This window comes from Dokdonella sp. GW821-FHT11D02, assembly GCF_058808595.1.
On the sequence record NZ_CM179520.1, the window covers coordinates 2,235,669 to 2,260,293 of the forward strand.

Below are 24,625 nucleotides of genomic sequence, written 5' to 3' on the forward strand. Positions count from 1 at the left end.
ATGCGATTGTCGGTCGCCGAAGCGCGACAGCGCGTGCTCGCGACTTGCTCAGGCCGGCGCTTGCCGAGCGAATCGCTCGCGCTCGAACGTGCGCTCGGCCGCGTGCTCGCCGTCGACGCGGTCGCGCCGCACGATCAACCGCCGTTCGCGAACTCGGCGATGGACGGTTTCGCCCTGCGCGGTGCCGACCTGCCCGCTAGCGGTGAGCGCCGCTTCCGCCTGGTCGGTGAAGTGCTCGCCGGTGCCGTATCGGCGCCGCCCTGCGGTCCGGGCGAATGCGTGCGCATCACCACCGGCGCGCCGCTGCCGCGCGGCGCAGACAGCGTGGTCATGAAGGAGAACGTGCGCCTCGAAGGCGATGCGGTAGTGGTGACCGCAGGCGAGATCGCCGGTGCGAACGTACGGCCGGCCGGCGAAGACTATCGTGCCGGCGACGTCGCCGTGCACGCGGGTGATCGACTCACGCCGGCGCGCTTGGGCGTGCTCGCTTCCTTGGGCTTCGCGCAAGCGACGGTGGCACGCCTGCCGCGCGTCGCCTTGTTCGTGACCGGCGACGAACTGGTGCCGCCGACGCAAGCGCTCGGCTTCGGACAGATTCACGACAGCAACCGCTATAGCCTCGGCGCTTTGCTGCGTCAGTGCGGCATCGAGCCGGAACCGATTGCGCATCTGCGCGACGATCCGGCTGTCTTGCGCGCCGCCTTGCGCGAGGCAGGCGAGCGTTGCGACGTGATCGTCAGCAGTGGCGGCGTCTCGGTCGGCGAAGCGGATTTCCTGCCCAGACTGGTCGCGGAGCTGGGACGCGTGCATTTTTGGAAGGTGCGCATGAAGCCCGGCATGCCGGTGTTGTTCGGCGAAATCGGCGGCGCGCTCGCGTTCGCGCTGCCCGGCAATCCGGTGTCGACGATGGCGACCTTCCTCGCGCTGGTACGACCGGCGCTAGCGGCCTTGCAAGGCGCCGCGCAGACGGAGACGCGCGTCTGGCGCGCGCGTCTCGCGACCGCGCTGACGAAGAAGCACGAGCGCGCCGAGTTCCTGCGTGCGAGTCTGGAGCCGCGCGACGACGGTGCTTTGTGGGCGACGCCGCTCGAGCGGCAAGGTTCGGGCATGCTGCGCGGCGTGGCCGAAGCGGATGCGCTGATCGTCGTGCCCGAGCACGCACGCGAGCTCGCCGCCGGCAGCGTAGTGGAAGTGCTGCCGCTGCCGGGACTAGGCTGATTTCATGAACGCATCGCCCACTTCCGTTGCATCCCCCAGCACCGATCCCCGCGAGATCGATCCAATCGATGCGCTCGCGCGCCAGCGCGCGGGCGCGCTGCTGCTCGACGTGCGCGAAGACGACGAACGCGCGGCCGGCATCGCGGCCGGCGCGATCGGCCTCGCGCGCGGAGCGATCGAGGAACGCATCGCCGAGATCGCGCCGAGTCGCGAGCGCGAGATTCTCGCCATCTGCGCCAGCGGACGACGTTCGCTGCTCGCGGTGGAGACCTTGCGCGCGCTCGGCTACGCGAACAGCTTGTCGGTGCGCGGCGGTATCGCGCGTTGGCGGCAGGAGCAGCTGCCGGTCGAGCAGGGCGTACTCGATTTGGACGCAACCGAGCGTTACGCGCGACATTTGGTGCTGCCGGAGGTCGGCGTCGCCGGGCAAAGCAAGCTCGCGCGGGCGCGTGTCGCGATCATCGGCGCCGGTGGCCTTGGTGCGCCGCTGTCGTTGTATCTGGTAGCGGCCGGCGTCGGCCGCATCAGCTTGATCGACGACGATCACGTCGAGCGTTCGAATCTGCAGCGTCAGGTCGTGCACACCGACGCCCGCGTGGGCATGGCCAAGACCGATTCGGCGCGGCTGAGCTTGAGCGCGCTCAATCCACACGTCCGCATCGATACCGTGCAGGAGCGCGTGGAGGCGGCCAATGTCGAAACTCTGCTGCGCGATCACGACGTCGTCGTCGACGGCGCCGACAATTTCCCGACGCGCTACCTGCTCAGCGCAGCGAGCCTGCGCTTAGGCATCCCGCTGATCTACGGCGCGGTGCATCGCTTCAGCGGACAGCTCAGCGTGTTCGATCCGCGTCGCGCGGATTCACCGTGCTATCGCTGCCTGTTCCCGCAGCCGCCATCCGCGGCCGAGGCCCCCAATTGCAGCGAAGCGGGCGTGCTCGGCGTGCTGCCCGGTCTGATCGGCCTTTTGCAGGCGAGCGAAACCTTGAAGCTCCTGCTCGGCATCGGCCAGCCGTTGGTCGGCCGTCTGCTCTGCCACGATGCGCTCGCCGGCAGCTTCCGCGAACTGCGCCTGCCGCGCGACCCCGATTGCCCGGGCTGCGGCGCGCAAGCCCACTTTGCCGGTTACGAGGACATCGCCCGGATTTGCGCCGGCTGATCGCGGTCGAGGTGATCGCGACGTACGTCGGCTAAGGGCGCGCGAGCACACGAAGAAAAATTGCTTCGAATGCACTTTTCTTCGCGCGTCTCGCGTTTCACTTTCTCAGCTCTCACGTATCACGCATGCTTGGCCTGCGCTGCGGCGAACGCAGCCAGCTGCTCAGGCGTCGCCTCAGGCTGGTGTTTCGCCTTCCATTGCGCGAACGGTTCGCCGTAGACGCGTTCGCGCGCGGCGTCCTTGTCGATCTCGATGCCGCGTTCGGCAGCGGCATCGCGGTACCAGTCGGCCAGGCAGTTGCGACAGAAGCCGCCGACGATCATGAGATCGATGTTCTGCACGTCGGTGCGCGTGCGCAAATGCTCGAGCAAGCGACGGAACGCCGCGGCTTCCAGTTCGGTGCGGGTATCGGTCATGTGGACTGCCTCTCGTTGCGGAGCGCCGCCGTTTGAGCGGGTCGGGGCGGACATGGGATAATGCGCGTTTTACACCAGGTTCCCAATGACCGCGCGATTGCTGGATGGACGCCGCATCGCCGACGACGTGCTCGACGGCGTCGCTGCCCGTGTCAAGGAGCGCCTCGCTGCCGGCTTGCCGGCGCCGGGGCTGGCGGTGGTGCTGGTCGGCGCCGATCCGGCTTCGATGGTGTACGTGCGCAACAAGCGGCGCGCTTGCGCGCAGGTCGGTTTCCGCTCGTTCGACTTCGATCTGCCGGCGAGCACGCCCGAAGCCGAGCTGGTCGCCTTGATCGATCGTCTGAACGCCGATCCCGACGTGCACGGCATCCTGTTGCAGCTGCCGCTGCCGGCGCACATCAACGCGACGGCGCTGATCGATCGCATCGACGCGCGCAAGGACGTCGACGGCTTCCAAGCCGAGAACGTCGGCCGTCTCGCCTTGCGCCAGCGCGGCCTCAGGCCGTGCACGCCGAAGGGCGTGATGACCCTGCTCGCGCATACCGATCGGCCGGTGCGCGGATGCAAGGCGGTTGTCATCGGCGTGTCCAATCATGTCGGGCGGCCGCTGATCTTGGAATTGCTCTTGGCCGGCTGCACTACGACCGGCTGTCATCGCTTCACTCGCGATCTGCAAGCGGAAGTGGAGCAAGCCGATCTGGTCGTCGTCGCTGCCGGCCGACCTGGACTGGTCAAGGGCGAATGGATCAAGCCCGGCGCGGTGGTCATCGACGTCGGCATCAACCGCCTCGACGATGGGCGTCTGGTCGGAGACGTCGAATTCGAGCCGGCGGCCGAGCGCGCCTCCTGGATTACGCCGGTGCCGGGCGGAGTCGGGCCGATGACGGTGGCGACCCTGATGGAAAACACGCTGGAAGCCGCCGAAACCTTCTTCGACCGCCGCTGACCTCAACCTGCGTTCACGCATGCCATGCCACCCTGCGCGCCGGCCAGACGCCACGCGCGCCGACGAGAATCCCGCCGCCATGACACGACTTTCCGCCCCACGATTCGGCCTCGCCATCGCCTTGCTCGCGCTTGGTGGCTGCGCCTCGATCGTCAGCAATGCGAGCCGGAAGTTCGCCGACAACCTCACCGCCGGCATGCTCGAGCAAGACGACATCGCCACCGCGCGCGACGGCATTCCGGCCTGGCTGCTGTTGATCGACGGCTTGATCCAGGGCGACCCGCAGAACGTCGGTATGCTCGGTGCCGGCGCGCGTCTGTACGGAGCGTATGCCGGCGGCTTCGTCGACGATCCGGAACGCGCGACGCGTCTGTCCGCGCGCAGCTTCGATTATGCGCAGCGTGCGACCTGCATTCAGTTGCCCGGACTGTGCAAACAGATCGACCAGCCGTTCGAGGGCTTTCAAGCGGAAGTGGCCAAGGCCGGCAAGAACGACGTCGGTGTGCTGTACGCCCTCGCTTCCGCCTGGGCTGGGCGCATCCAGAACAACAGCTCCGACTGGAAGTCGATCGCCGACATTCCGAAAGTGCAGCTCCTGATCGAACGCGTCGTCGCGCTCGATCCGAACTATCAACAGGGCGAGCCGTACATGTATCTGGGCGTGCTGGCGACCTTGCGTCCGGCGTCGCTCGGCGGCAAGCCGGACGAGGGCAAGGCGTTCTTCGAGAAGGCGCTGGCGATCTCCGGCGGCAAAAACCAGATGGTGCGCGTGCTGTATGCGGAGCGCTACGCGCGCTTGGTGTTCGACCAGGCGCTGCACGACAAATTGTTGAACGAGGCGATCGCGGCCGACCCGCACGCTCCGGGACTGACCCTGATCAACAGCCTGGCCCAGCAGCGCGCGAAGAAGCTGCTCGCATCGGGCAAGGATTTCTTTTGACGATCGATCGCGATCTCGCGACTGCGCCGGGAGCGCAGCGACGAAAACCCGATCGGCATTCCACGAGGACGACCATGAATCACTTCAACAAGCTTTCCGTGGCACTCGCGCTCGCTTTCGCCGGCGTCAGCGCGCACGCCGCCACCATCAAGATCGCCACGCTGGCGCCCGACGGGACCAGCTGGATGAAGGAAATGCGTGCCAGCGCCGAGACGATCAAGAGCAAGACCGAAGGCCGCGTCGAACTCAAGTTCTACCCCGGCGGCGTGATGGGCGACGACTCCACCGTGCTGCGCAAGATCAAGATCGGCCAGCTGCAAGGCGGCGCCTTCACCGGCGGCGAAGCCAGCGCAATCACCAAGGACGCCGAGATCTACACGGTGCCGTTCCTGTTCCGCACGCAGGAAGAAGTGGACAAGGTGCGCGCCAAGGTCGATCCGCTGTTGAAGGAGCAGTTCCGCAAGAACGGCTTCGAGCTGCTCGGCATCAGCGGCGGCGGCTTCGCCTATCTGATGAGCACACGCGAGTTGAAGACGCGCGAGGATCTCAAGAGCGCCAAGGTGTGGGTGCCGCAGGGCGACGAGATCGCGGCGGCGACGTTCAAGGCCGCCGGCGTCGCGCCGATTTCGCTGCCGCTGTCGGACGTGTACACCAGCCTGCAGACCGGCCTGATCGACACCGCCGCCAACACCACCGCCGGCGCGATCGCGTTCCAGTGGCACACCAAGATCAAGCACGTCGCCGATCTGCCGGTGATCTACGTGATCGGCGAGCTGGCGGTGGACAAGAAGGCGTTCGACGCCTTGTCCGCCGCCGACCAGAAAGTGCTGGGCGACGAGATCGGCGGCGCGTTCGAGCGCATCGACAAGCAGGCGCGCAGCGACAACGCGTCCGCGCGCAGCGCACTGCAGCAGCAGGGCATCACCTTCAGCGCGCCGAGCGACGCGGAACGCAAGAACTGGGAAGCGATCGGCGCCGACGCGAACAAGCAGCTCTCCACCAGCGGCACGTTTTCGGCCGAGGTGCAGAAGACGCTCGATGCCACCCTGGCCGAAGCGCGCGGCGGATCGGGCAAATGACCGCGCCGGCCGGTCGCGCGCTGGTTTGGCTCGATCGCATCGAGACCGGCCTGATCGCCTTGCTGGTGCTGGCGATGGTCGTGCTCGCCGGCGCGCAGATCGTGCTGCGCAATTTCTTCGAAACCGGCCTGGAATGGGCCGACCCGCTGTTGCGCGCGATGGTGCTGTGGGCGGCGATGCTCGGCGCGCTCGCCGCCGCGCGCGACGACAAGCACATCGGCCTCGACGTGCTAGCGCATTTCGTGCACGGCAGAGCGCGTCGCGCGATGCGCGTGGTGACCTTGTTGTTCGCGGCGGCGATCTCGGCCGCGATGGCCTGGTACGGCTACGGTCTGGTGCAACTGGATTTCGGCGGCGGCAACACGATCGCCGGCATTCCGAGCTGGCTGATCGAGGCGATCATCCCGCTCGGCTTCGGCTTGCTCGCCTTGCGCTTCGCGTTTCGCGCGTTCCTGCCACCGCGTAGCGACGAGATGCCGGTGCTGGCGCCGGAGCTGTCATGATCCTACTCGCCGTCGTCGCGTTGCTCGTTCTCGCCGCGCTCGGCGCGCCGCTGTTCGCGCTGATCGCGGCGGTCGCGCTGCTCGGCTTCCACGCCGCCGGGCAGGAGGGCGTCGCGGTCGCGGTCGAGTTCTATCGCCTGGCCGACATGCCGGCGCTGATCGCGATCCCGCTGTTCACCTTGGCCGGCTATCTGATGGCCGAGAGCCAGGCGCCGCAGCGTCTGGTGCGAGTGACCAATGCGCTGCTCGGCTGGCTGCCCGGCGGGCTCGCCATCGTCGCGGTGCTCGCCTGCGCGATGTTCACCGCATTCACCGGCGCCACCGGCGTCACCATTGTCGCGCTCGGCGCCGTGCTGTATCCGGCGCTGTTGCAGCAGAAGTACGGCGAGCGCTTTTCGCTGGGATTGCTGACCGCTTCGGGCAGTCTCGGCTTGATCCTGGTGCCGTCGATGCCGCTGATTCTGTACGGCGTGGTTGCGCAGCAGTTCCACACCACGCCGCCGGTCACCATCGACGCGCTGTTCAAGGCCGGCGTGCTGCCGTGCGCGCTGATGGTCGTGCTGCTGTCGATCTACAGCATCTGGCATGCGCGCCGCGTCGGCGTGACGCGCGCGCCGGTCAGCGGACGTGAATTGATCGAAGCGCTCAAGGGCGCGGCGTGGGAGCTGCCGCTGCCGTTCGTGATCCTGGCCGGCATCTATTCGGGCAAGCTGGCGGCGTCGGAAGCCGCCGCGGCGACGGCGCTGTACGTCGCTGTCGTGACCGTGTTCATCCGGCGCGAGATTCCGTTGGCGAAACTGCCCAAGGTCGCGCGCGAGGCGATGCTCTTGGTCGGCGCCTTGCTGATCATTCTCGGCTTCTCGCTCGCGCTGACCAACTGGCTGATCGACGCCGAAGTGCCGGAAAAACTCTTCGGTGCCATTCAGGACAGCATCACCAGCAAGGGCATGTTCCTGCTCGTGCTGAATGCCTTCCTGCTGATATTCGGCATGCTGCTCGAAGGCTTCCCGGCGATCATCATCTTGGTGCCGCTGGTGTTGCCGGTCGCGCTGAAGTACGGCGTCGATCCGATACATCTCGGCATTCTGTTCCTGGCCAATCTGCAGCTCGGCATCTTCCTGCCGCCGGTCGGCATGAACCTGTTCATCGCCAGCATGCGCTTCAACAAGCCGGTGCTGACCCTGGTCCGCGCGAGTGCGCCGTTCTTCTTGATCTTGCTCGCGGCGGTGCTGGTGATCACCTACTGGCCGGAGTTGTCGCTGGCTCTGGTGCGTTAGCCGCTGCGGCCTGCAGCGGCTTGGCCCAGCCCTGGGCGATCGTGCGCAATAGTCGCCGGCGGTAGTCGTCGGCGGGCAGCGCATCGCCGAACGCTTGCAGCTGGACCGCGGCCTGCGCCGGCGCTTGCGGGCATACCTGCGCGAGCACATGCGCGACGCGCGCATCCGGATCGTTCTCGCCGGCGACGGTGGTGAACTGACGATCGAGGGAATCGGCTTCTTCGCAACGGCCGCGCTGGCCCGCTCCGGTGCCGGCCGCGGCGAACTCGGCTGCCAGCAGCAGGGTATGCGTCGTCAGCATCGTCACGTGCTCGGCCGGATACAGCGGAGCGAGCAGGTCGCGGCTGTGCTCGAGGTCGGCGCGTGCCGGCGCGTAGTGGCCTTCGGCGAGCGACAGGATTGCGCGCCAACGCAGCGAACGGCCGCCGTCCATCGGACGTTTCAGATTGTCGGCGAGTGCGACGGCCTCGTCGAGATGCGCACGCGCGTCGGCATCGCCGCCGCCGCGCACGAACTCGACCGTGCCGAGGCTGGTCAGCGCGGCCAGCAATGCAGTCGCGTGTGCCGCGCCGGCTTTGCGTGCCGCCGCTACCGCGCGTTCGAGCAGGTTCTCGGCCGGTTCGAGCCGGCCGGCGCGGTAGTGCGCGATGCCGAGATTGATCAGGTTGTCGATCAAGACCGGGTGGTCCGCCCCGTACAGCGATTCCAACGTGTGCAACGACTCGATGCGCAGCTGCAGACCTTCGTCGTTGCGCTTCTGTGCGAACAGGGCGCCAGCCAGCGTGTCCTGCGCCTCGGCCAAGGCGCGCGGAGCGTCGCCGTCGGCGGCGAGTTCGGCGACCAGCGGGCGCAAGGCGGCTTCGGCTTCGGCCGGACGGTCGAGCTTGACCAGCGAGAAGGCGAGGGTGTCGATCAGCTCGGCGCGCAGCTCGCGTCGTGTCGGTTTGTCGTCGAGCAAGCCGAGCGCACGCCGCGAATACGCGACGATTTCTTCGTGGCGGTTGGACAAGAGCAGCCCGCGCGCGCGCAGGTAGAGGCCGCGCGCGATCAGCGCCGCTTGCTCGGGGTCGCGTTCGTCCAAGAACGCATCGGTGCGTTGCAATACCGGCGTGCAGTCGTTGGCGTGTTCGCGGTAAATCAGCAGCGTGCAACGCAACAGCGCCGCCTCGCCGCGCAACAAGGGATCGTCGCCGGCAGCGACGATCCGTTCCGCTTCGGCCAAGAGCGGCTCGGCCGGATCGGGCAGGGTCAGTGCGAGATAGGCCGAGGTGATCGCCAGCAGCAGCCGTGCACGCGCTTCGTCTTGACCGGCGAGCGCGTGGCGGATGCTGCGTGCGCCCTCGTCGAGCAGATCGCGCGCACCGAGGTCGGCGCGTCCGCGCTCGCCGGGGTCGGCATTGCGGAACAAGTCGGTCATGAAGGCGAGCGCCTGCTGCGCCGTGTCGCGTTGCGTGCGCGCTTCGCGCGCCTGCCACAGCGCGACGCCGAGGCCGGCGACCAGCGCGAGCACGCCGGCGGCGGATGCCGCCAGCACCCAGCGATGGCGGCGCGCGAAGCGTCCGCCGCGATAGCGCCAGCTGCCGCGGCGTGCCTGCACCGGTTGATTGCGCAGGTGGCGCTGCAGGTCGGCGGCGAGTTCGCCGACGCTGGCATAGCGCTGCGCCGGGTCGCTGCGCAGCGCCTTCAGCGCGATCGCGTCGAGGTCGCCTTGCAGCGCGCGGCGCAAGCGTCGCGGCGTCGATTCGCGTTGTGTGGCGATCTCAGCGGCTGCATCGCTGCGCGCGACGGCGCTGCTCGGCCGGCTCGGTTCCTGCGCCGGCCCCGCGCGATCGGCCGCTTGAGCGCGGCGTCCGGCGAGCAGTTCGTGCAGCAAGAGACCGAGCGCGTAGACGTCAACCGAGGTCGTCAGCGGCGCGCCGGTCACCTGTTCGGGCGCGGCGTATTCGGGTGTGAACACGCGCGTTGCGGTCGCTTCGTGCTCGGCGCCGTCGAGCAGCTTGGCGATGCCGAAATCGAGCAGTTTGACCGTGCCGTCGCGGCCGACCAGGATGTTCGACGGCTTCAGATCGCGATGCACGACCAGGCGCTGGTGCGCATGCGCGATCGCCGCGCACACGTCGAGCAGCAGACGCAGACGCGCATCGACGCCCAAGCGTCTATGGTCGCACCACTTCAGCAGGTCTTCGCCGTCGACGTACTCCAGCGCCAGCCACGGTTTGCCGCCGGAACCGACGCCGCCGTCGATCAAGTGCGCGATGTTGGGGTGCTGCAGTCCGGCCAGGATGCGGCGCTCGGCTTCGAAGCGCTGCAGGCCGCTGCGATGGTCCCAGCTGCTGCGCAATAGTTTGATCGCGACGCGCTGTTCGAAGGCGCCGTCGCAACGTTCGGCCAGCCAGACCGCGCCCATGCCGCCGCGCCCGATTTCGCGGATCAGACGGAACGGACCGAGCCGCAGCCCGGCGTGCTCACCGTCGCTGTTTTGATCGATGCGTTCGGCCAGATCGGCGGCCGCCTGCGGCGCGTACGCGGCCAGCACCGGCAGGGTGTCGCCGCCGGCTTCCGCCGCATCGGCGCTGAGCAGGGCCAGCACCTCGTCGCGGGTTTCGGCGTCGTCAGGACAGGCGGCGAGGAGTTCGGACGGCCAGGTGGCGGCGGGAAGATCGACCAGACGGTCGAACAGCGCGCGAGCACGGCGCCAGCGTTCAGTGTCCAAGCGCGGCTCCTTACGCTGCGCAAAACCGCGGAGTGATGGCTCCGGCCCCTGCGGACATGGTACGCCGGCGCCGGCAATGGGAAAATGTGTACTCGTTCACGGCGGTCACTGACGCGCAGCGTCGGCGGCGCATACTATGGCGGCGGGAGGGGGACCCATGTCCGATCCATCGGCCGAGTTGACCGGCGCCATTGCCGCCAGCGCAGGGGACGCGTCGGCGCGTGAACGCGCCCTGCGCATCGCCTACGACGACCTCGTGCGCATCGCGCGGGCGGAGCTCGCCCGCCATCGCCGCGGCGAGACGCTCAATACGCGTGCGCTGGTCAACGAGGCGTACTTGAAGCTCTTCCAGCGCGACGGCGCGTTCGAGAACCGCGCGCATTTCTTCGCCACTGCGGCACGCGCGATGCGCCAGGTGGTGATCGACTACGCGCGCGCCCGTCAGGCGGAATGCCGTGGCGGCGGCGCCGATCATGTACCGATCGACTCGCTGGACGGCAGCGCGTTGCCGATCGACGAACAGACCAGCCAGCTGGTCGGCATGGATCGGGCCTTGGAAAAACTCGCCACGCTCGATCCTCGCTTGGTGCAGGTGGTCGAAATGCGATTCTTCGCCGGGCTCGAAGTGAGCGACATCGCCGAGCTGCTCGGCGTGTCGGAACCGACGATCAAGCGCGACACACGCGCGGCGCGCGCGTTTCTGCGCAAGGAACTCGACGCGGCGGCCTGAGCGGAAGCCCGCTCAGGCCACAGTCGCTGCGTGCTGGCGCGCTCAGAACTCCGTGCCGTTACCGAAGCCGGACGAGAAGATCAGGTCGTTGCGCAAGCGCGCCACGCCGAAGTCGAAATCGTTGGTTCCGGCCGAGGCCTGCACGGCTCCGGCGACGACCGGGCGCCCGTTCTGCAAGGTGAGCACGGCGCCGTTGTCGAACACGCCCGGCGTCTGGAAATCGATTTCGCGATAGCCGAGCAGGAGATTGAACGAGCTCACGTCGCGCGCGCCGCTCGCGGTGTAGCGTGCGACGAACAACGAGGTGGTGTTGCTGTTGTTTTCGTAAAGCGTGCCGGCGACCAGGTACTTGCCGTCCGTTTGCGCAACGAGCTTGGAGAATTCGACACGATTGCCGGCGCGCAGCGGGGCGAAGCCGTTGCCGGCGGACCAATCCGGATCGTGCGCGCCGGTGGGCAACAAGCGCACGACGACGCCGCTGATCTGGCCGTCTTCGAGCACGCCGCCGGCGGCGACGGCCTCACCGTTGGGACGAATCGCGACGTCGCGCAGATAGGCCGGCCCATGCGCGGTTCCCAAGAGTTCGTAAGCATCCCCGAGCAGCGTGCCGTTGTTGAGAGTGATGCGCGTGACGTAGGTCATCAAATCCGCGCTGTTTTGCTTGAACGACTCGCCCACCGCGTAGAGGATGCCGCCGCTCTGAAACGCCGCGCCGTACAGCCGCGAAATGCGCAAGTTGTCGTTCAGCCAATGCCGTTTTCCACCCGGTCCGAAACTCGTATCGGGCGTGCCGTCGGGCTTGATCACCGCGACCGCGGCGTGTTCGGTGGTGTCGTTCACGACCGCCGATCCGGCCAGCGCGAAGCGGCCGTCGGGGAGGACGAGCAAGTCGCGCGCGGTGTCGCGCGAGCTGCTGCCGAGGTCGAAGTCGACCGTCGCGCAGGGAGTGCCGAGCGCGCTGAACTGGGTCACGCTGGCGCCGCGGAACTTGCACACGGTGAAATCGTCGTCGCCGCCCTGCTGATGGCGCGTGCCCGCGACGATGATGTCGCCGGCGGAATTGAACGCGGCGGCGGTGGCGGTGACGTTGCCGATTCCGCTCGGCCCGACGTAGCGGCCGTCGTCGCCGAAATCGAGATCGACCTGACCGTTCGCGAGCAGGTGGACCACCGAGATGCGCGACTGGCCGACCGCCACGCTCGAGGTGCCGACCAAATACAGCGAGCCGTCGGGTGCGGTCAGGACTTCGGCGACGTTGTCGGTGTCTTCGCCGCCCTGGTTGATCGAGATCACGTTGTGTCCGGTCGAAAAGATGCCGAAGCTGGTGTCGATCTCGCTGTCGGCAGTGGCGGCGGCGCTGGCCGCCATCAAGAGGGTGAACGAAGCGGTGCGGATGAACATGGTGTTGGCCTCCCGTTGACGTGGACGCCGTGCGTACGGCGCTGTGCCCCTACGTACGCAAAAGACCCGTCACAGGGATCATTGCCGTTAAGCTCACCCGATGAATTCGCCGGCAGCCCCGCTCGACCTCCTATTTCTCGACCACGAATTGGTCGTGGTGAACAAGCCGGCCGGCCTGGCCGTGCATCGCAGCCGCCTGGTCGGCGCCGATGAGGACTATCTGATCGACCGGCTGCGCTTGCAGGTCGACGGCCGTCTGCATGCGGTGCATCGGCTCGATCGCGCTACCAGCGGCGTCTTGCTGGTGGCGCGATCGCAAGAATCCGCGGCGGAGCTTGGTCGGCAGCTGATGGCGCGTACGGTCGAGAAGTCCTATCTGGCCGTGGTGCGCGGCTGGCCGGCGGAGCAGGGCGAGATCGACTATCCGTTGTCCGGCGCGAGCCTGCGCGGCGAGGCGAAGCCGGCGCTGACGCGCTGGCAGCGGCTTGCGACGGTCGAGGTGCCGATCGCCCAGGGCAAATACCCGCAGCAGCGCTACGCCTTGCTCGAGGTACGGCCCGAGACCGGCCGCTATCGCCAGATCCGGCGCCATTTCCATCACGTTTCGCATCACCTGCTCGGCGATACCAGCCACGGTCGCGGCGACCACAATCGGCTGATCCGTCAGCACTACGGCGTGCATCGGCTGCTGCTGCACGCGTGGCGGCTCGGTTTCGTGCATCCGCTGACGGGGGCGGCGTTACGCTTCGAGGCGCCGCTGGATGCGAGCTGGGATCGGCTGCTGCACGCGTTCGGCTGGGTCGACGCGCTGGCCGCCGCAGCGGCGCCGTCCTTGCGGCATCGCGACGCGGCTGTCACGGCCGAGTAGCGAGGCCGCCGCGCAGTCTGTAAAATAGGGCATGCGCATACTCTCCGAAGCTCTCACCTTCGACGACGTTTCCCTGGTTCCCGCGTTCTCCGCCGTGCTGCCGCGCGACGTAAACCTCGGCGCTCGTCTGACCCGCAACATCCGCCTGAATCTGCCGATCGTGTCCGCTGCGATGGACACGGTGACCGAAGCGCGCCTCGCCATCACGATGGCTCAATGCGGCGGCATCGGCATCATCCACAAGAACATGTCGGTCGAACGCCAAGCCGCCGAAGTGCGCCTGGTCAAGAAGTTCGAAGCCGGCGTGATTCGCGATCCGGTCACGGTCGGGCCGCAGACCTCGATCCGCGAGGTCATGCAGATCACGCGGGCGAACAACATCTCCGGCGTACCGGTGGTCGATGGCGAACAGCTAATCGGCATCGTCACCAATCGCGACCTGCGTTTCGAGAAGAAGCCCGACGATCCGGTCAAGAACATCATGACGCGCAAAGAGCGTCTGGTGACGGTGAAGGAGGGCGCCGAGGACGAAGAGGTGCTGGCGCTCTTGCACAAGCACCGTATCGAGAAAGTGTTGGTGGTGGACGACGCGTTCCGCCTGCGCGGCCTGATCACGGTCAAGGACATCCAGAAAGCGCGCGACAACCCCAACGCCTGCAAGGACGATCGCGAACGCCTGCGCGTGGGCGCTGCGGTCGGCGTCGGCGGCGATACCGAGCAGCGCATCGCTGCACTGGTCGAGGCGGGCGTCGACGCGCTGATCGTCGATACCGCACACGGCCATTCGGCCGGTGTGATCGAGCGCGTGCGCTGGGTGCGCAAGCACTTTCCGAAGATCGATCTGATTGCCGGCAACATCGTCACCGGCGACGCCGCCAAGGCGCTGGCCGATGCCGGCGCGGACGCGGTCAAAATCGGCATCGGCCCCGGCTCGATCTGCACCACGCGCGTGGTCGCCGGCGTCGGCGTGCCGCAAGTGTCGGCGGTGGATATGGTCGCGACCGCGCTGCAAGGCAGCGACGTGGCCCTGATCGCCGACGGCGGCATCCGTTATTCGGGCGACATCGCCAAGGCGCTGGCCGCCGGCGCGGACTGCGTGATGATCGGCGGGCTCTTCGCCGGCACCGAGGAAGCGCCCGGAGAAGTCGAGCTTTATCAGGGCCGTAGCTACAAGAGTTATCGTGGAATGGGATCGTTGGGCGCGATGCAGAAAGGCTCCAAGGATCGCTATTTCCAAGACGACGAGGGCGATGCCGACAAGCTCGTGCCGGAAGGCATCGAGGGTCGCGTGCCGTATCGCGGGCCGCTGCGCAACATCGTGCACCAGCTCAGCGGCGGCCTGCGCGCCGCGATGGGTTACGTCGGCTGCGCCACGGTGGAAGAGATGCGGACCAAGCCGCAGTTCGTGCGCATCACCTCGGCCGGCGTGCGCGAATCACACGTGCACGACGTCACCATCACCAAGGAGCCGCCGAACTATCGGCCGGAGTGAGCCCCTGAAACCGCTCTCGCCGCTACGCGAGTACCTGCGCACAGCCTTCCGCTGGCGCACGGGCCGGCAGCGGTCGGGCTACGACAAGATGCTGCTGTTGCAGTCGATGTGGCCGCTGCCTTTCGATCTGTATGTGCTGCGCTTTCGCGCAGGCAGCGAGATCCCGCCGCATACCGATCCGGTCGCGGCGGGTCGTCACTACCGTTGCAACATCGTCATCAGGCGAGCGCAGGAAGGCGGTGAGTTCGTCTGCGCCACGCCGATCTTCGCCAGCCGACGCATCAAATTCTTCCGTCCCGACGCCTGCGAGCACAGCGTTACGCGCGTCGTCCGAGGCACGCGTTACGTCCTCAGCATCGGCTGGGTGCGCCGGGCCGTTCCCATTCGTCGATCGCCTTCATCCTGAGCGCCATGCAGAACATCCATACCGACAAAATCCTGATCCTCGACTTCGGCGCGCAGTACACGCAGCTGATCGCGCGCCGAGTGCGCGAGATCGGCGTCTATTGCGAGATCTGGGCTTGGGATCACGACCCGGCCGAAATCGCGAAATTCGGCGCCAAGGGCATCATTCTGTCGGGCGGCCCGGAATCGACCACGCTGTCGGATGCACCTAAAGCACCGCAGGCGGTGTTCGACAGCGGCTTGCCGATCCTCGGCATCTGCTACGGCATGCAGACGCTCGCCGCGCAACTCGGCGGCGCGACCGAGGCGGCCGATGCGCGCGAGTTCGGTCACGCCCGAGTCGACGTCGTGTCCGCCGATCGTTTGCTGCACGGCTTGACCGATCACGCGCCGGCGCAGGCGCTCGACGTTTGGATGAGCCATGGCGACCACGTCGCCGCGGCGCCGCCCGGCTTCGTCGTGACCGCGCGCACCGAGCGCATCCCGGTCGCCGCGATGGCCGACGAAGCGCGGCGCTGGTACGGCGTGCAGTTTCATCCGGAGGTCACCCACACAAAGCAGGGCACGGCGCTGTTGAAACGCTTCGTCACCGAGATTTGCGGCTGCGCAACCCTGTGGACCGCCGCGCACATCATCGAGGACCAGATCGCGCGCGTGCGCGAGCAGGTCGGCGACGATCGCGTCCTGCTGGGCCTGTCGGGCGGCGTCGATTCTTCGGTCGTCGCGGCACTCTTGCATCGCGCGATCGGCGATCGGTTGACTTGCGTCTTCGTCGACACCGGCCTGTTGCGCTGGCAAGAAGGCGATCAAGTGATGGCGATGTTCGCGGCCGAATCGGCGAACGGCGGCATGGGCGTGAACGTGATTCGCGTCGACGCGGCCGAGCGCTACTACGCCGCGCTCGCCGGCGTGAACGACCCGGAGGCCAAGCGCAAGATCATCGGCCGCCTGTTCGTCGAGATCTTCGATGAGGAAGCGCACAAGCTCGACGGCGTGAAATGGCTGGCGCAAGGCACGATCTATCCGGACGTGATCGAGTCGGCCGGCAGCAAGACCGGCAAGGCGCACGTGATCAAGTCGCACCACAACGTCGGCGGCCTGCCCGAGCAGATGAAGCTCAAGCTGGTCGAGCCGCTGCGCGAGCTGTTCAAGGACGAGGTGCGCCGCATCGGCGTCGAACTCGGCCTGCCGCGCACGATGGTCTATCGCCATCCGTTCCCAGGCCCGGGCTTGGGCGTGCGCATCCTCGGTGAGGTCAAGCGCGAATACGCCGAAATCCTCGTGCGCGCGGACGCGATCTTCATCGAAGAGCTGCGCAAGGCCGACTGGTACGACAAGACCAGCCAGGCGTTCGCGGTGTTTTTGCCGGTGAAATCCGTCGGCGTGGTCGGCGACGCGCGCGCCTACGAGTGGGTGATCGCCTTGCGCGCGGTCGAGACGATCGACTTCATGACCGCGCATTGGGCACATCTGCCGTACGACTTCCTCGACCTCGTTTCGCGCAGGATCATCAACGAGATTCCGAAGGTGTCGCGCGTCGTCTACGACATCAGCGGCAAGCCGCCGGCGACGATCGAGTGGGAATGATTGGCCGCCTGCCAGCGGCTGTCACGCAATAGCACAAAAGTACACCTAAGCCCGCGTCATTGCGGGCTTTTTTTTTGCGATTTCATCAGGCGCTCTCTGGCAATCCTGGCCTCGAAAACAGGCTGAAGCCCGCACTGTCTCTGGCCTTCGCCTATCTCCAGATTTCCGTCTAAGAAGTTCTAAGGGGCTTTTCTACCAAGCGGCGGTACAGCCCGCGCCTTGATGGCGCGTTCTGACCTAGCTAGGCGTTGCCTGCTTTCGCCCGATGGTCTGCAAAGACGGCCCAAGCCAAAGACATCGCTGCATAGGTTCCGTTGATCGCCGACAAGAGGTGCTACGGCTTCCAACAAGAAAGTTATTAATAGTAACTTTTTGGTTTATTGTCGTATCATTGGCTTGGAAAGTACGACGAAGGAGGCGGCGATGGACGATCAGACGGACCGGACTGACTATGTGGAAGTTGCGGGTGGACGCATCGCTTATCAGGTGATCGGGCGTGGGCCGCTGGTGGTGCTATCCCCCGGCATGGCTGACACCCGTAACACCTACCGATTCCTCGCCCCGCTGATCGCCAAAACGGGATATCGCGTCGCCAGCGTTGATCTCCGGGGGCATGGTGAATCCAGCATCGGCTGGGATTCGTACAGCCACGCAGACACTGCCGGTGATCTGATTGAGGTCATCCGAAAGTTGGGTGGCCCAGCGGCGATCGTCGGCCAGTCGTTCTCGGGTGGAGCTGCGACGATCGCAGCCGCGACGAACCCCGATCTGGTGAGCGCGATCGCCGAGATCGGCCCGTTTACCCGGCCCCCGAAAATCAGCCTATCCGCGCTGCTGCGCAACGACCACAACTACCGCCGCGGTGCGTTCCTGCTGGCACGATTCATCCTCACCGGAAGTGTCACGGCCTGGTCGAAGTACCTCGATGTCGCATACCCAGGACGCAAACCGACCGACTGGGACGCCTGGCTGGCTGCACTACAAGCGAACCTGCGCGAACACGGCCGTGCGAAGGCGGCCCAGAAGATGGGCAGCTCGAAGCCGGTAGAGGCCGCCGCGCAGCTGACCAACGTCCGGTGCCCGGTGTTGGTTGTGATGGGGCGCAGTGATTCGGACTTCCCGGACCCCGAGGCCGAAGCTGCCGCAATCGTTGATTTGCTACCCACCGGTCTGGGGCGATACAAGATGATCGAGGGCGCAGGCCACTACCCCCACGCACAGTATCCACAGCAAGTCGCTGATGTCTTGCTGCCGTTCCTGGCCGGAGGCGGCAATGCCTAGAGTGGGCCTGAATACCGCCGAAGTCGTGGCCGCCGGTGCCGAACTCGCCGACGAGGCCGGCATTGGCGCAGTGAGCCTTGCTGCGCTTTCTGATCGACTGGGAGTCAAAGCGCCGGCGCTGTACAAGCACGTCGATGGCATCGGTGACCTCCAGCGTCGCATCGCGACCTTGGCGATGACCGAGCTGGGCGATGCACTGCGAGATGCACTCCAAGGCAAATCCGAAGCGGACGCGATAGGCGCACTATTCACAACAGTTCAGGCCTACATCGTCGGTCACCCGGGGCGCTACAGCGCCACCACTGGTGCGGAGTTTCTGGGTGACGACGACCCCTTGCTTGCTGCCGCCACTCGGGTGATCGCCTCTATCCGCGCCGTCCTGTCCGGCTACCGTATCCGACCCGACGAACTCGACCATGCAATCCGCATGCTGCGCTGCATGATCCACGGCTACGCGCTGCTCCAGGCCGCCAACGCTTTTCAATGGGGCAACGATCCGGACGAAAGCATTCGCTGGATGATTCGGTTCGTCGACGCAGGGCTGACCGCAGTCGGAAGGAACGCCTCCTGATCGCGCAAAATCGGTTGTGGTCTCTCGACCCCGGTCTTCGCGCGATGAGTCCTTCGGATCGCCTCGCCGCTTGCTGTGCAGAACTAGGGATGGTCTGCAGAAGTGACGCAAGCCTTGCTTGATCGGGTGCGTTCTGCACGAACTCACTGCGCGGATCGGTCCACCGAATCCCCGAATTTTTCTTCGTACAGCTTGCCGAGCCAATCGACGAACACGCGAACGCGCGGCGACAGCTGACGCTGCGACGGATACAAGGCCGCCAGCGGCAAACCGGGACTCTTCCAAGCTCCGAGCACTTCGATCAAGCGTCCCGCGCGAAGTTCGTCTTCCACGTGAAAACGCGGGAGCTGGATCAGGCCGCAACCGCGCAACGCGCAGGCAACGTAGTTTTCCGCATCGTTGACCGACATCCATCCATCAAGCACGAACTCCTCGAGCCGACCGTCGATCAGTAGCTCCAGCGGATAGCTCAGAGCGCCGCTGCTGGCGAAGAACTTCACCACTTGATGCGCGACGAGTTCGTCCGGGTGTCGGGGAGTTCCGAAACGGGCCAGGTATTCGGGGCTGGCGCAAAGAATCTGCGGCATGACGGCCAGGCGCCGAGCTATCAAAGAAGAATCGCGCGGGTCACCGGCGCGGATCACGCAGTCGACTCCCTCGCGAACGAGATCGACCAGCCGGTCTCCGCTGCTGACGACCAGTTCGATGCCCGGATAGCGCGACCGGAAATCGTCGATTCTGGGCAAGACGATTTTCGTGGCGTGCGTGCCGTGCATATCGATTCGCAGCACCCCCTGTGGGTTCGATGCCACGTGCCGCAGCGATGACTCGGCGTCGTCGAGTTCACCGAGCACGTGCACGCAGCGCTCGTAGAACGCCTGTCCGTCCAGCGTCGGACGAACATGTCGAGTCGTGCGCTCCAGCAGCCGAGTGCCCAGTCTGGCTTCCATCTGTTTGATGGCGTGGGTGGCAGTCGCGCGCGGAATTTCAAGCGCGGTTGCCGCTCGGCTGAAACTGCTCATTTCGACGATGCGGACGAAAAGTCGGAGGGAATCGAAGCGATCCATCGTCGTGATTGTTGAGTTCGATTGAATTCAGATGCGAATTCATCCTCCTTTATTGTCTTCATGGAAACAAGAAGAATTCGCTCCGTCCTACCACCAACGGAGCAAGTCCATGCCATTCGCAAACTACAAATTCCCGGAAGGAATCCTCGACCACGCACGCAAAGAGGAGATCATCCATCGCACCACGGCGATGTTCGTCGAGTACTTCGGCGAGAAGGTTCGTCCGTTCACCATGGTCCTGGTCGAGGAGGTCGCCGATGGCGGCTGGGGGCGCGCCGACGAAACGCTGACGCTCGAGAAAATGGGGTTGCCATCGAAAGGAACATAACTCCTCACGGTAGCGCACCGTTCTCGTGAGAAACCTCCGACGCAGCCGGCGCCGCGGGGGAAGTCGGCTAGCCCTGCCAGCGCGAGCCGCGAATGACGCTGCAGAAATTACCGCGGTGAAAATGCGGCTCCTTGTCGGCGATGACGTCGGCCTTGACGTTGCCGAAGGTGGTTTCCGGCTTCTGCCGGATGCCGTCGTAGAAGGCCTGGATGATGTCTTCCTTGAACGTCGGCGTGCGCGGGAACGCGCCGACGACGGCTTCGCGCTCGGCGTCGGGATACTGTGCGTACGTCAGCCCGAGTACGTCCATCTCGACGCCGGCGGTGACCAAGGCGACTACGGGGTGCATGTGCTGCGGCACCCCCGGCGTCGTGTGCAGCGCGATGGCGGTCCAGACGGTGTACGCGTCCTGTTCGGAGATGCCGTGGCTGCGCAGGAAATCGCGTGCGGCATGGGCGCCGTCGACTTCGAAGCGCTCGTGTTTGCTGGCATGGCCGGGCATCAGACCTAGGTCGTGGAACATCGCGCCCGCATAGAGCAACTCGCGATCGAAGCTGAGCCCCAGGCGGATGCCGGCCAACGCACCGAAGTGATAGACGCGACTGGAATGGTTGAAGAGCAATTCGGTTTCCTGGTCGCGTATGTATTGAGTGATGGCTCGTGCCAGCGTGCTGTCGGGGACGGCGGCGTCCTTGGCGATGCGTGTCATGGGTTGCTCCGGAGAGTTGGGTAGCGGTCAAGATAGAATTCGGCTACGTTGTCCTCAATCGTCGTAATGCGTCTAGAACGGACAAATCCCTGCCGCGACGGACATCCATGCCGAAGAAGACCAAAACGATTGCGATGGTGGCCTTGCCCGGGGCGCAGCTGCTCGACGTCTCCGGCCCTTTGGATGTCTTCGCCGAGGCCAACGCGCAGGCCGGCTACGAGGCGTATCGGCTTGTGCTGGTGGCGCGCGAGCCGGGCCCGATTCGCAGCTCGTCGGGCATACGGCTGGTGCCCGACCGGGTCATCGGACGGGACGTCGAGGAAGCCATCGACACGCTGCTCGTCGCCGGCTGTCCCGACGCCGCCGAAGCGCCGGTGGATCGCAAGGTCGTCGAGTGGCTGCGGCGCCGAGCGCCGAGCGCGCGCCGCTTCGGTTCGGTCTGCAGCGGCGCTTTCTTCCTCGCCGCGACCGGCTTGCTCGACGGCCGACGCGTGACCACGCATTGGGCGGTGGCCGAGCGATTCGCGCAGCGCTTCCCGCGCGTGAAGGTGGAGCAGGACGCGATCGAGGTTCGCGACGGGCCGGTGCGCACTGCTGCGGGCGTGACCGCCGGGCTCGACCTGGCGCTCGTCCTGGTCGGCGAGGATTTGGGTCAGGACATCGCCAAACGCGTGGCGAGCCAGCTCGTGATGTTCTTCAAGCGCCCCGGCGGGCAGATGCAGTTCAGCCGCAAAGGCGAAGCGGTGCCGGTCGGCCGTGCCGCGTTGCAGGAGCTGCAGCGCTGGATCGCCGCGCATCCTTCACTCGATCACAGCATCGCCAAGCTCGCCGAGCGTATGGACTTGAGTCCGCGCCATTTCGCCAGACTGTTCCGCAGCGAGGTCGGCGTCACGCCGGGAACTTGGGTGGAAGCGGCGCGGGTGAGCGCGGCGCGTCGCTTGCTCGAACACGGGCACGAGGCGCCCAAACAGGTCGCCGCGCATTGCGGATTCGCCGACGCCGATACCTTGCGCCGTACCTTCGTGCGGCACGTCGGCGTCACTCCGGCGGAATATCGCAAGCGTTTCGCCGGGATCGCGGTGTAGTCGAGGCAGACGTGAGTCGGGCTTGCGACGATCGCGGGCGTCAGTTCCTCGATCGAGATGCTTCTTGAGCAGGATGCGCCGGTCGCTCTCTGTAATGAGCGAGGAGCAGGGTCATGTCGACGCGATCGTAGCCCGGTGCGAAACCGTCCGGCTGCACACGCGTCGCGACGAAACCGAAGCGCTCGAAGAAGCCGCGGCTCATCGGCGTCGTCTCGATCACCACCGACCGGAAAGCGGGATTGGCGGCGATCAGATCGAGCCGCGCACGCAGCAATCGTTCGCCCAATCGTTGTCCATGCAGGTCTTGGCGCACCATGCCCCAACACAGTGCGGCGATCGACGCGTCCTTGTCGTCGCTTTGGAAGCCGCCGCAGGCGAGGAGGGCGCCATCGTCGTCCTCGATCAACAGGTACGGTCCGCCGAGGTCGTCGAGCAGCTCGATGAAATCGGTACGTTCGACGGCGGCGAAGGACTTCGGCACATTGCTGTCGAACAGGGACAAGCAAGCCAGGCGATCGCGCGGCGTATACGAACGAATGCGCCCGGCGGCGACTGAAAGCGGCTTGCCGAGAAAAATCGAGTTGCCGCCGGAGCCGAGCTCTTCGTCCGCGCGCCGCGCGATCTCGAAGTATCCGGCCAGGCGATAGAAATCGAGCGCGCGCCGGTTGAATCCTTCCACCTGCAATCGCGCCACGCGGTCGCCGCGCTCGGCGATTTGCCGTTCCATTTCGTGCAGCAGTCGCCGGCCGATGCCGTGGCCCCACAGCGTCGGCTCCACGTGCAGCGAGGTGATCAGATCGCCGTCCGCATGGGCGAGGCCGACGACCTCGTGATCGCGCACGGCCAGCGTGATCTCCCGCCACGCCGTCGCCACGTAGTTTTCGGCGACCGCGGCGCTGAAGAATCGCTGCGAGGAGGAGTCGGGCAGGTGCGGCGCGAACGCGCGCTGCCAGCTGCGATGGAGCAGGCGCACCAGCGCATCGCCATCTTCCGCACGGGCGGCGCGCAAGCGAATTCGATCGTCCATGCAGGTGTTCGCACAATGGGGCCCAGAGGTATGCGGTCGCTCGGGCCGATCGGCAAGGTGGGCGATCTTGGTATCCTTCGCTCATGGACGTTTCCGACGATACCGCTCCGCTCGATGCGGACGAACGCGATCGCCACTGGATGGCGCAGGCGCTCGCCTATGCGCGACGCGCGGAGGAGGGGGGCGAGGTGCCGGTCGGCGCGGTGATCGTGCTCGACGGTCGCATCGTCGGTGCCGGTTGGAACCGCAACATCGGCGCGCACGATCCGAGCGCGCACGCCGAGATCATTGCGCTGCGCGAGGCCGGGCATCGGATCGGCAATCATCGCCTGCTCGGCGCCGAACTCTACGCGACGCTGGAGCCGTGCCCGATGTGCGCCGGCGCGATCGTGCATGCGCGTCTGGCACGCGTGATCTACGCCGCCGACGATCCGAAAACCGGCGCCGCCGGCAGCGTTTTCGACATCCTGCGCGATGAACGGCACAATCATCGGGTTGCGCTGACGACGGGTGTGCTGCGCGAAGAAGCCGCCGAGCTGTTGGTCGGCTTCTTCCGCTCGCGCCGATCGCTCGAGCGCTCTCGACAGGGGATTGCATGAAGTCCGCTTCGTCCCGGATTCCGGCTCGCTTGAACGTCGCCCTCGGCGGCGCGCTGCTCGCTCTGCATCTTCTGGTGCTGATCGCGCTGCCGCTGCTGCATCTGCCGCTGGCGTGGACGGCGGCGGCGCTGGCAGCGGTCGCGCTGCTGAGCCCGACGCTGTGGGCGCTGGTGCACGAAGCGATCCACGGCTTGTTGCATCCGCAGCGGCGCTGGAATCAGATCGGCGGCCGTGTGCTGGCGATCGCGTTCGGTGCGCCGCTGCGCGCCTTGCGTTTCGCCCATCTGCGCCACCACCGCTACAACCGCACGCCGTGGGGCAGCGACGAGATCTACGATCCGGATCAGCAGCCGCGCTGGCTGGCCTATCTCGCGCACTACGTCCGCATCAGCTTCGGCCTGTATCTGGCGGAACTGGTGATGCTGTTCGTCTGCTGGCTGCCGCGCTCGTGGCTGCTGCCGCCGCTGCGTCGAGCCTGCCCGGACCTGCCCGACGGCAGCGCCGGCATGGCGACGATGCTCGAGCGCGACCTGCTCAGCGAGCAAGGCCTGCGCGAAGTCCGCCTCGATTCGCTCGGCGTGCTGGCCTTGTACGGCGCCGCGCTCCTGCTGTACGGCGGCGAGGCTTGGCTGGTGCTCGGCTTCCTGTCGATCCGCGCCTTTCTCGCTTCGCAGTTCGACCACGCGCCGCATCACGGCACGCCGGTCGAGCAGCGCGACCACGCGCTGAACCTGACCGCGCCGCGTTGGCTGCATCGGGTCCTCTTGAACTTCCCGCTGCACCGCACCCACCACCAGAATCCGAACCTGCCGTGGACGGCGCTGCCCGGCGCGAGCCGCTTCGACAGCGAAGACATTTCCTTCGTCCGCGGCGTGCTGCGCCAGTGGCGCGGGCCGGTCGCGATCGGCGATGCGCCACGCTCGAACGCGGTGCGCTCGGCCTAAAAACCGGCGAGCTTTAACCGAAAGAAAAGCGGTGCGCGATCGGCGGGCCGCGACGGCCGCCGGCGACGATCCGGCTTGCCGCAAAAGAAACTTCCTTCCTACGAAACAGCGGGCGCAATCGCGCTCCGTTGCGGGAGTTCCTGTGCGCGAACATTCATCTTGAACGAGAGGCGCCCGGCGCGCTCGTCTCGCTTTTCCGAGTGCCGCGCGACGATCCGCAGTGCTTCCGCGTCTGTGTTGCCAAGACCGCGCACGCCGCCGTGACGCAAGCCGCTCCACG

The 24,625-nt window shown here is 66.4% G+C and carries 24 protein-coding genes; 18 read left to right on the top strand and 6 right to left on the bottom strand.

The window, feature by feature from the left end:
* Both AC3QL3_RS09365 and moeB read left to right on the top strand, forming a co-directional pair.
* On the top strand, positions 1 to 1,218 hold the full coding sequence (locus tag AC3QL3_RS09365; protein ID WP_492898307.1) for a molybdopterin molybdotransferase MoeA: 1,218 nt from the start codon (positions 1 to 3) through the stop codon (positions 1,216 to 1,218).
* A 4-nt stretch (positions 1,219 to 1,222) separates the two neighbouring features.
* Entirely contained in the window at positions 1,223 to 2,377 is a 1,155-nt protein-coding gene (moeB, locus tag AC3QL3_RS09370; protein ID WP_492898309.1) for a molybdopterin-synthase adenylyltransferase MoeB, read from the top strand.
* Between the two features lie 119 nt (positions 2,378 to 2,496).
* Here moeB and AC3QL3_RS09375 read toward each other — a convergent pair whose 3' ends face one another.
* Complete coding sequence (locus AC3QL3_RS09375; RefSeq protein WP_492898311.1) at positions 2,497 to 2,793, bottom strand: DUF1244 domain-containing protein; 297 nt, start codon at positions 2,791 to 2,793, stop codon at positions 2,497 to 2,499.
* A gap of 85 nt (positions 2,794 to 2,878) precedes the next feature.
* Here AC3QL3_RS09375 and folD point away from each other — a divergent pair, with 85 nt between their 5' ends.
* The 5 genes from folD to AC3QL3_RS09400 all read left to right on the top strand — a co-directional run bounded on the left by folD (position 2,879) and on the right by AC3QL3_RS09400 (position 7,538).
* Entirely contained in the window at positions 2,879 to 3,739 is an 861-nt protein-coding gene (gene folD, locus AC3QL3_RS09380; RefSeq protein WP_492898313.1) for a bifunctional methylenetetrahydrofolate dehydrogenase/methenyltetrahydrofolate cyclohydrolase FolD, read from the top strand.
* A gap of 79 nt (positions 3,740 to 3,818) precedes the next feature.
* Positions 3,819 to 4,679: a TRAP transporter TatT component family protein gene (locus AC3QL3_RS09385; protein WP_492898315.1), complete on the top strand. Its 861-nt coding sequence runs from the start codon at positions 3,819 to 3,821 to the stop codon at positions 4,677 to 4,679.
* Positions 4,680 to 4,753: 74 nt separating this feature from the next.
* Entirely contained in the window at positions 4,754 to 5,758 is a 1,005-nt protein-coding gene (locus AC3QL3_RS09390) for a TRAP transporter substrate-binding protein (protein ID WP_492898317.1), read from the top strand.
* Positions 5,755 to 6,261 carry a TRAP transporter small permease gene (locus AC3QL3_RS09395; RefSeq protein ID WP_492898319.1) on the top strand — a complete coding sequence of 169 codons (507 nt, stop codon included), beginning with the start codon at positions 5,755 to 5,757 and terminating at the stop codon, positions 6,259 to 6,261. The genes AC3QL3_RS09390 and AC3QL3_RS09395 overlap by 4 nt, the downstream gene beginning before the upstream one ends.
* A complete protein-coding gene (locus tag AC3QL3_RS09400; protein WP_492898321.1) occupies positions 6,258 to 7,538 on the top strand; it encodes a TRAP transporter large permease in 1,281 nt (426 codons plus the stop codon). The genes AC3QL3_RS09395 and AC3QL3_RS09400 overlap by 4 nt, the downstream gene beginning before the upstream one ends.
* On the opposite strand, the gene AC3QL3_RS09405 is transcribed toward AC3QL3_RS09400, so the two are convergent.
* Positions 7,498 to 10,251, bottom strand: coding sequence for a serine/threonine-protein kinase (locus tag AC3QL3_RS09405; RefSeq protein WP_492898323.1), 2,754 nt, complete (start codon positions 10,249 to 10,251; stop codon positions 7,498 to 7,500). The two genes, AC3QL3_RS09400 and AC3QL3_RS09405, sit on opposite strands and share 41 nt — an antisense overlap.
* A gap of 157 nt (positions 10,252 to 10,408) precedes the next feature.
* Here AC3QL3_RS09405 and AC3QL3_RS09410 point away from each other — a divergent pair, with 157 nt between their 5' ends.
* Positions 10,409 to 10,981: an ECF-type sigma factor gene (locus AC3QL3_RS09410; protein WP_492898325.1), complete on the top strand. Its 573-nt coding sequence runs from the start codon at positions 10,409 to 10,411 to the stop codon at positions 10,979 to 10,981.
* A gap of 42 nt (positions 10,982 to 11,023) precedes the next feature.
* On the opposite strand, the gene AC3QL3_RS09415 is transcribed toward AC3QL3_RS09410, so the two are convergent.
* Complete coding sequence (locus AC3QL3_RS09415; RefSeq protein ID WP_492898327.1) at positions 11,024 to 12,382, bottom strand: NHL repeat-containing protein; 1,359 nt, start codon at positions 12,380 to 12,382, stop codon at positions 11,024 to 11,026.
* 100 nt (positions 12,383 to 12,482) lie between these two features.
* Between AC3QL3_RS09415 and AC3QL3_RS09420 the strand changes: the two genes are divergently transcribed.
* From AC3QL3_RS09420 to AC3QL3_RS09445, 6 genes are all read left to right on the top strand, one after another.
* The gene (locus tag AC3QL3_RS09420) at positions 12,483 to 13,250 is read left to right on the top strand and encodes a pseudouridine synthase (protein ID WP_492898329.1); all 768 of its coding nucleotides are present in this window, start codon (positions 12,483 to 12,485) and stop codon (positions 13,248 to 13,250) included.
* Positions 13,251 to 13,281: 31 nt separating this feature from the next.
* Positions 13,282 to 14,742 carry an IMP dehydrogenase gene (guaB, locus tag AC3QL3_RS09425; protein ID WP_492898331.1) on the top strand — a complete coding sequence of 487 codons (1,461 nt, stop codon included), beginning with the start codon at positions 13,282 to 13,284 and terminating at the stop codon, positions 14,740 to 14,742.
* Positions 14,743 to 14,830: 88 nt separating this feature from the next.
* Positions 14,831 to 15,148, top strand: coding sequence for a 2OG-Fe(II) oxygenase family protein (locus AC3QL3_RS09430; RefSeq protein WP_492898333.1), 318 nt, complete (start codon positions 14,831 to 14,833; stop codon positions 15,146 to 15,148).
* 5 nt (positions 15,149 to 15,153) lie between these two features.
* Positions 15,154 to 16,734, top strand: coding sequence for a glutamine-hydrolyzing GMP synthase (guaA, locus tag AC3QL3_RS09435; protein ID WP_492898335.1), 1,581 nt, complete (start codon positions 15,154 to 15,156; stop codon positions 16,732 to 16,734).
* A gap of 423 nt (positions 16,735 to 17,157) precedes the next feature.
* A complete protein-coding gene (locus AC3QL3_RS09440) occupies positions 17,158 to 18,015 on the top strand; it encodes an alpha/beta fold hydrolase (protein WP_492898337.1) in 858 nt (285 codons plus the stop codon).
* Between the two features lies 1 nt (position 18,016).
* Positions 18,017 to 18,586, top strand: coding sequence for a TetR/AcrR family transcriptional regulator (locus AC3QL3_RS09445; RefSeq protein ID WP_492898339.1), 570 nt, complete (start codon positions 18,017 to 18,019; stop codon positions 18,584 to 18,586).
* 143 nt (positions 18,587 to 18,729) lie between these two features.
* Here AC3QL3_RS09445 and AC3QL3_RS09450 read toward each other — a convergent pair whose 3' ends face one another.
* Positions 18,730 to 19,653: a LysR family transcriptional regulator gene (locus tag AC3QL3_RS09450; RefSeq protein ID WP_492898341.1), complete on the bottom strand. Its 924-nt coding sequence runs from the start codon at positions 19,651 to 19,653 to the stop codon at positions 18,730 to 18,732.
* A gap of 31 nt (positions 19,654 to 19,684) precedes the next feature.
* Here AC3QL3_RS09450 and AC3QL3_RS09455 point away from each other — a divergent pair, with 31 nt between their 5' ends.
* Entirely contained in the window at positions 19,685 to 19,981 is a 297-nt protein-coding gene (locus AC3QL3_RS09455; protein WP_492898343.1) for a tautomerase family protein, read from the top strand.
* Between the two features lie 67 nt (positions 19,982 to 20,048).
* On the opposite strand, the gene AC3QL3_RS09460 is transcribed toward AC3QL3_RS09455, so the two are convergent.
* On the bottom strand, positions 20,049 to 20,690 hold the full coding sequence (locus tag AC3QL3_RS09460) for an HD domain-containing protein (protein WP_492898345.1): 642 nt from the start codon (positions 20,688 to 20,690) through the stop codon (positions 20,049 to 20,051).
* On the opposite strand from AC3QL3_RS09460, the gene AC3QL3_RS09465 reads away from it, so the two are divergent.
* Positions 20,684 to 21,775 carry a GlxA family transcriptional regulator gene (locus AC3QL3_RS09465; protein WP_492898347.1) on the top strand — a complete coding sequence of 364 codons (1,092 nt, stop codon included), beginning with the start codon at positions 20,684 to 20,686 and terminating at the stop codon, positions 21,773 to 21,775. The two genes, AC3QL3_RS09460 and AC3QL3_RS09465, sit on opposite strands and share 7 nt — an antisense overlap.
* A gap of 40 nt (positions 21,776 to 21,815) precedes the next feature.
* On the opposite strand, the gene AC3QL3_RS09470 is transcribed toward AC3QL3_RS09465, so the two are convergent.
* The gene (locus AC3QL3_RS09470) at positions 21,816 to 22,802 is read right to left on the bottom strand and encodes a GNAT family N-acetyltransferase (protein ID WP_492898349.1); all 987 of its coding nucleotides are present in this window, start codon (positions 22,800 to 22,802) and stop codon (positions 21,816 to 21,818) included.
* Between the two features lie 83 nt (positions 22,803 to 22,885).
* Here AC3QL3_RS09470 and tadA point away from each other — a divergent pair, with 83 nt between their 5' ends.
* Together tadA and AC3QL3_RS09480 are read left to right on the top strand one after the other, a co-directional pair.
* Entirely contained in the window at positions 22,886 to 23,401 is a 516-nt protein-coding gene (gene tadA / locus AC3QL3_RS09475; RefSeq protein WP_492898351.1) for a tRNA adenosine(34) deaminase TadA, read from the top strand.
* A gap of 29 nt (positions 23,402 to 23,430) precedes the next feature.
* Complete coding sequence (locus tag AC3QL3_RS09480; RefSeq protein ID WP_492898353.1) at positions 23,431 to 24,345, top strand: fatty acid desaturase; 915 nt, start codon at positions 23,431 to 23,433, stop codon at positions 24,343 to 24,345.
* Positions 24,346 to 24,625 lie beyond the last annotated feature (280 nt).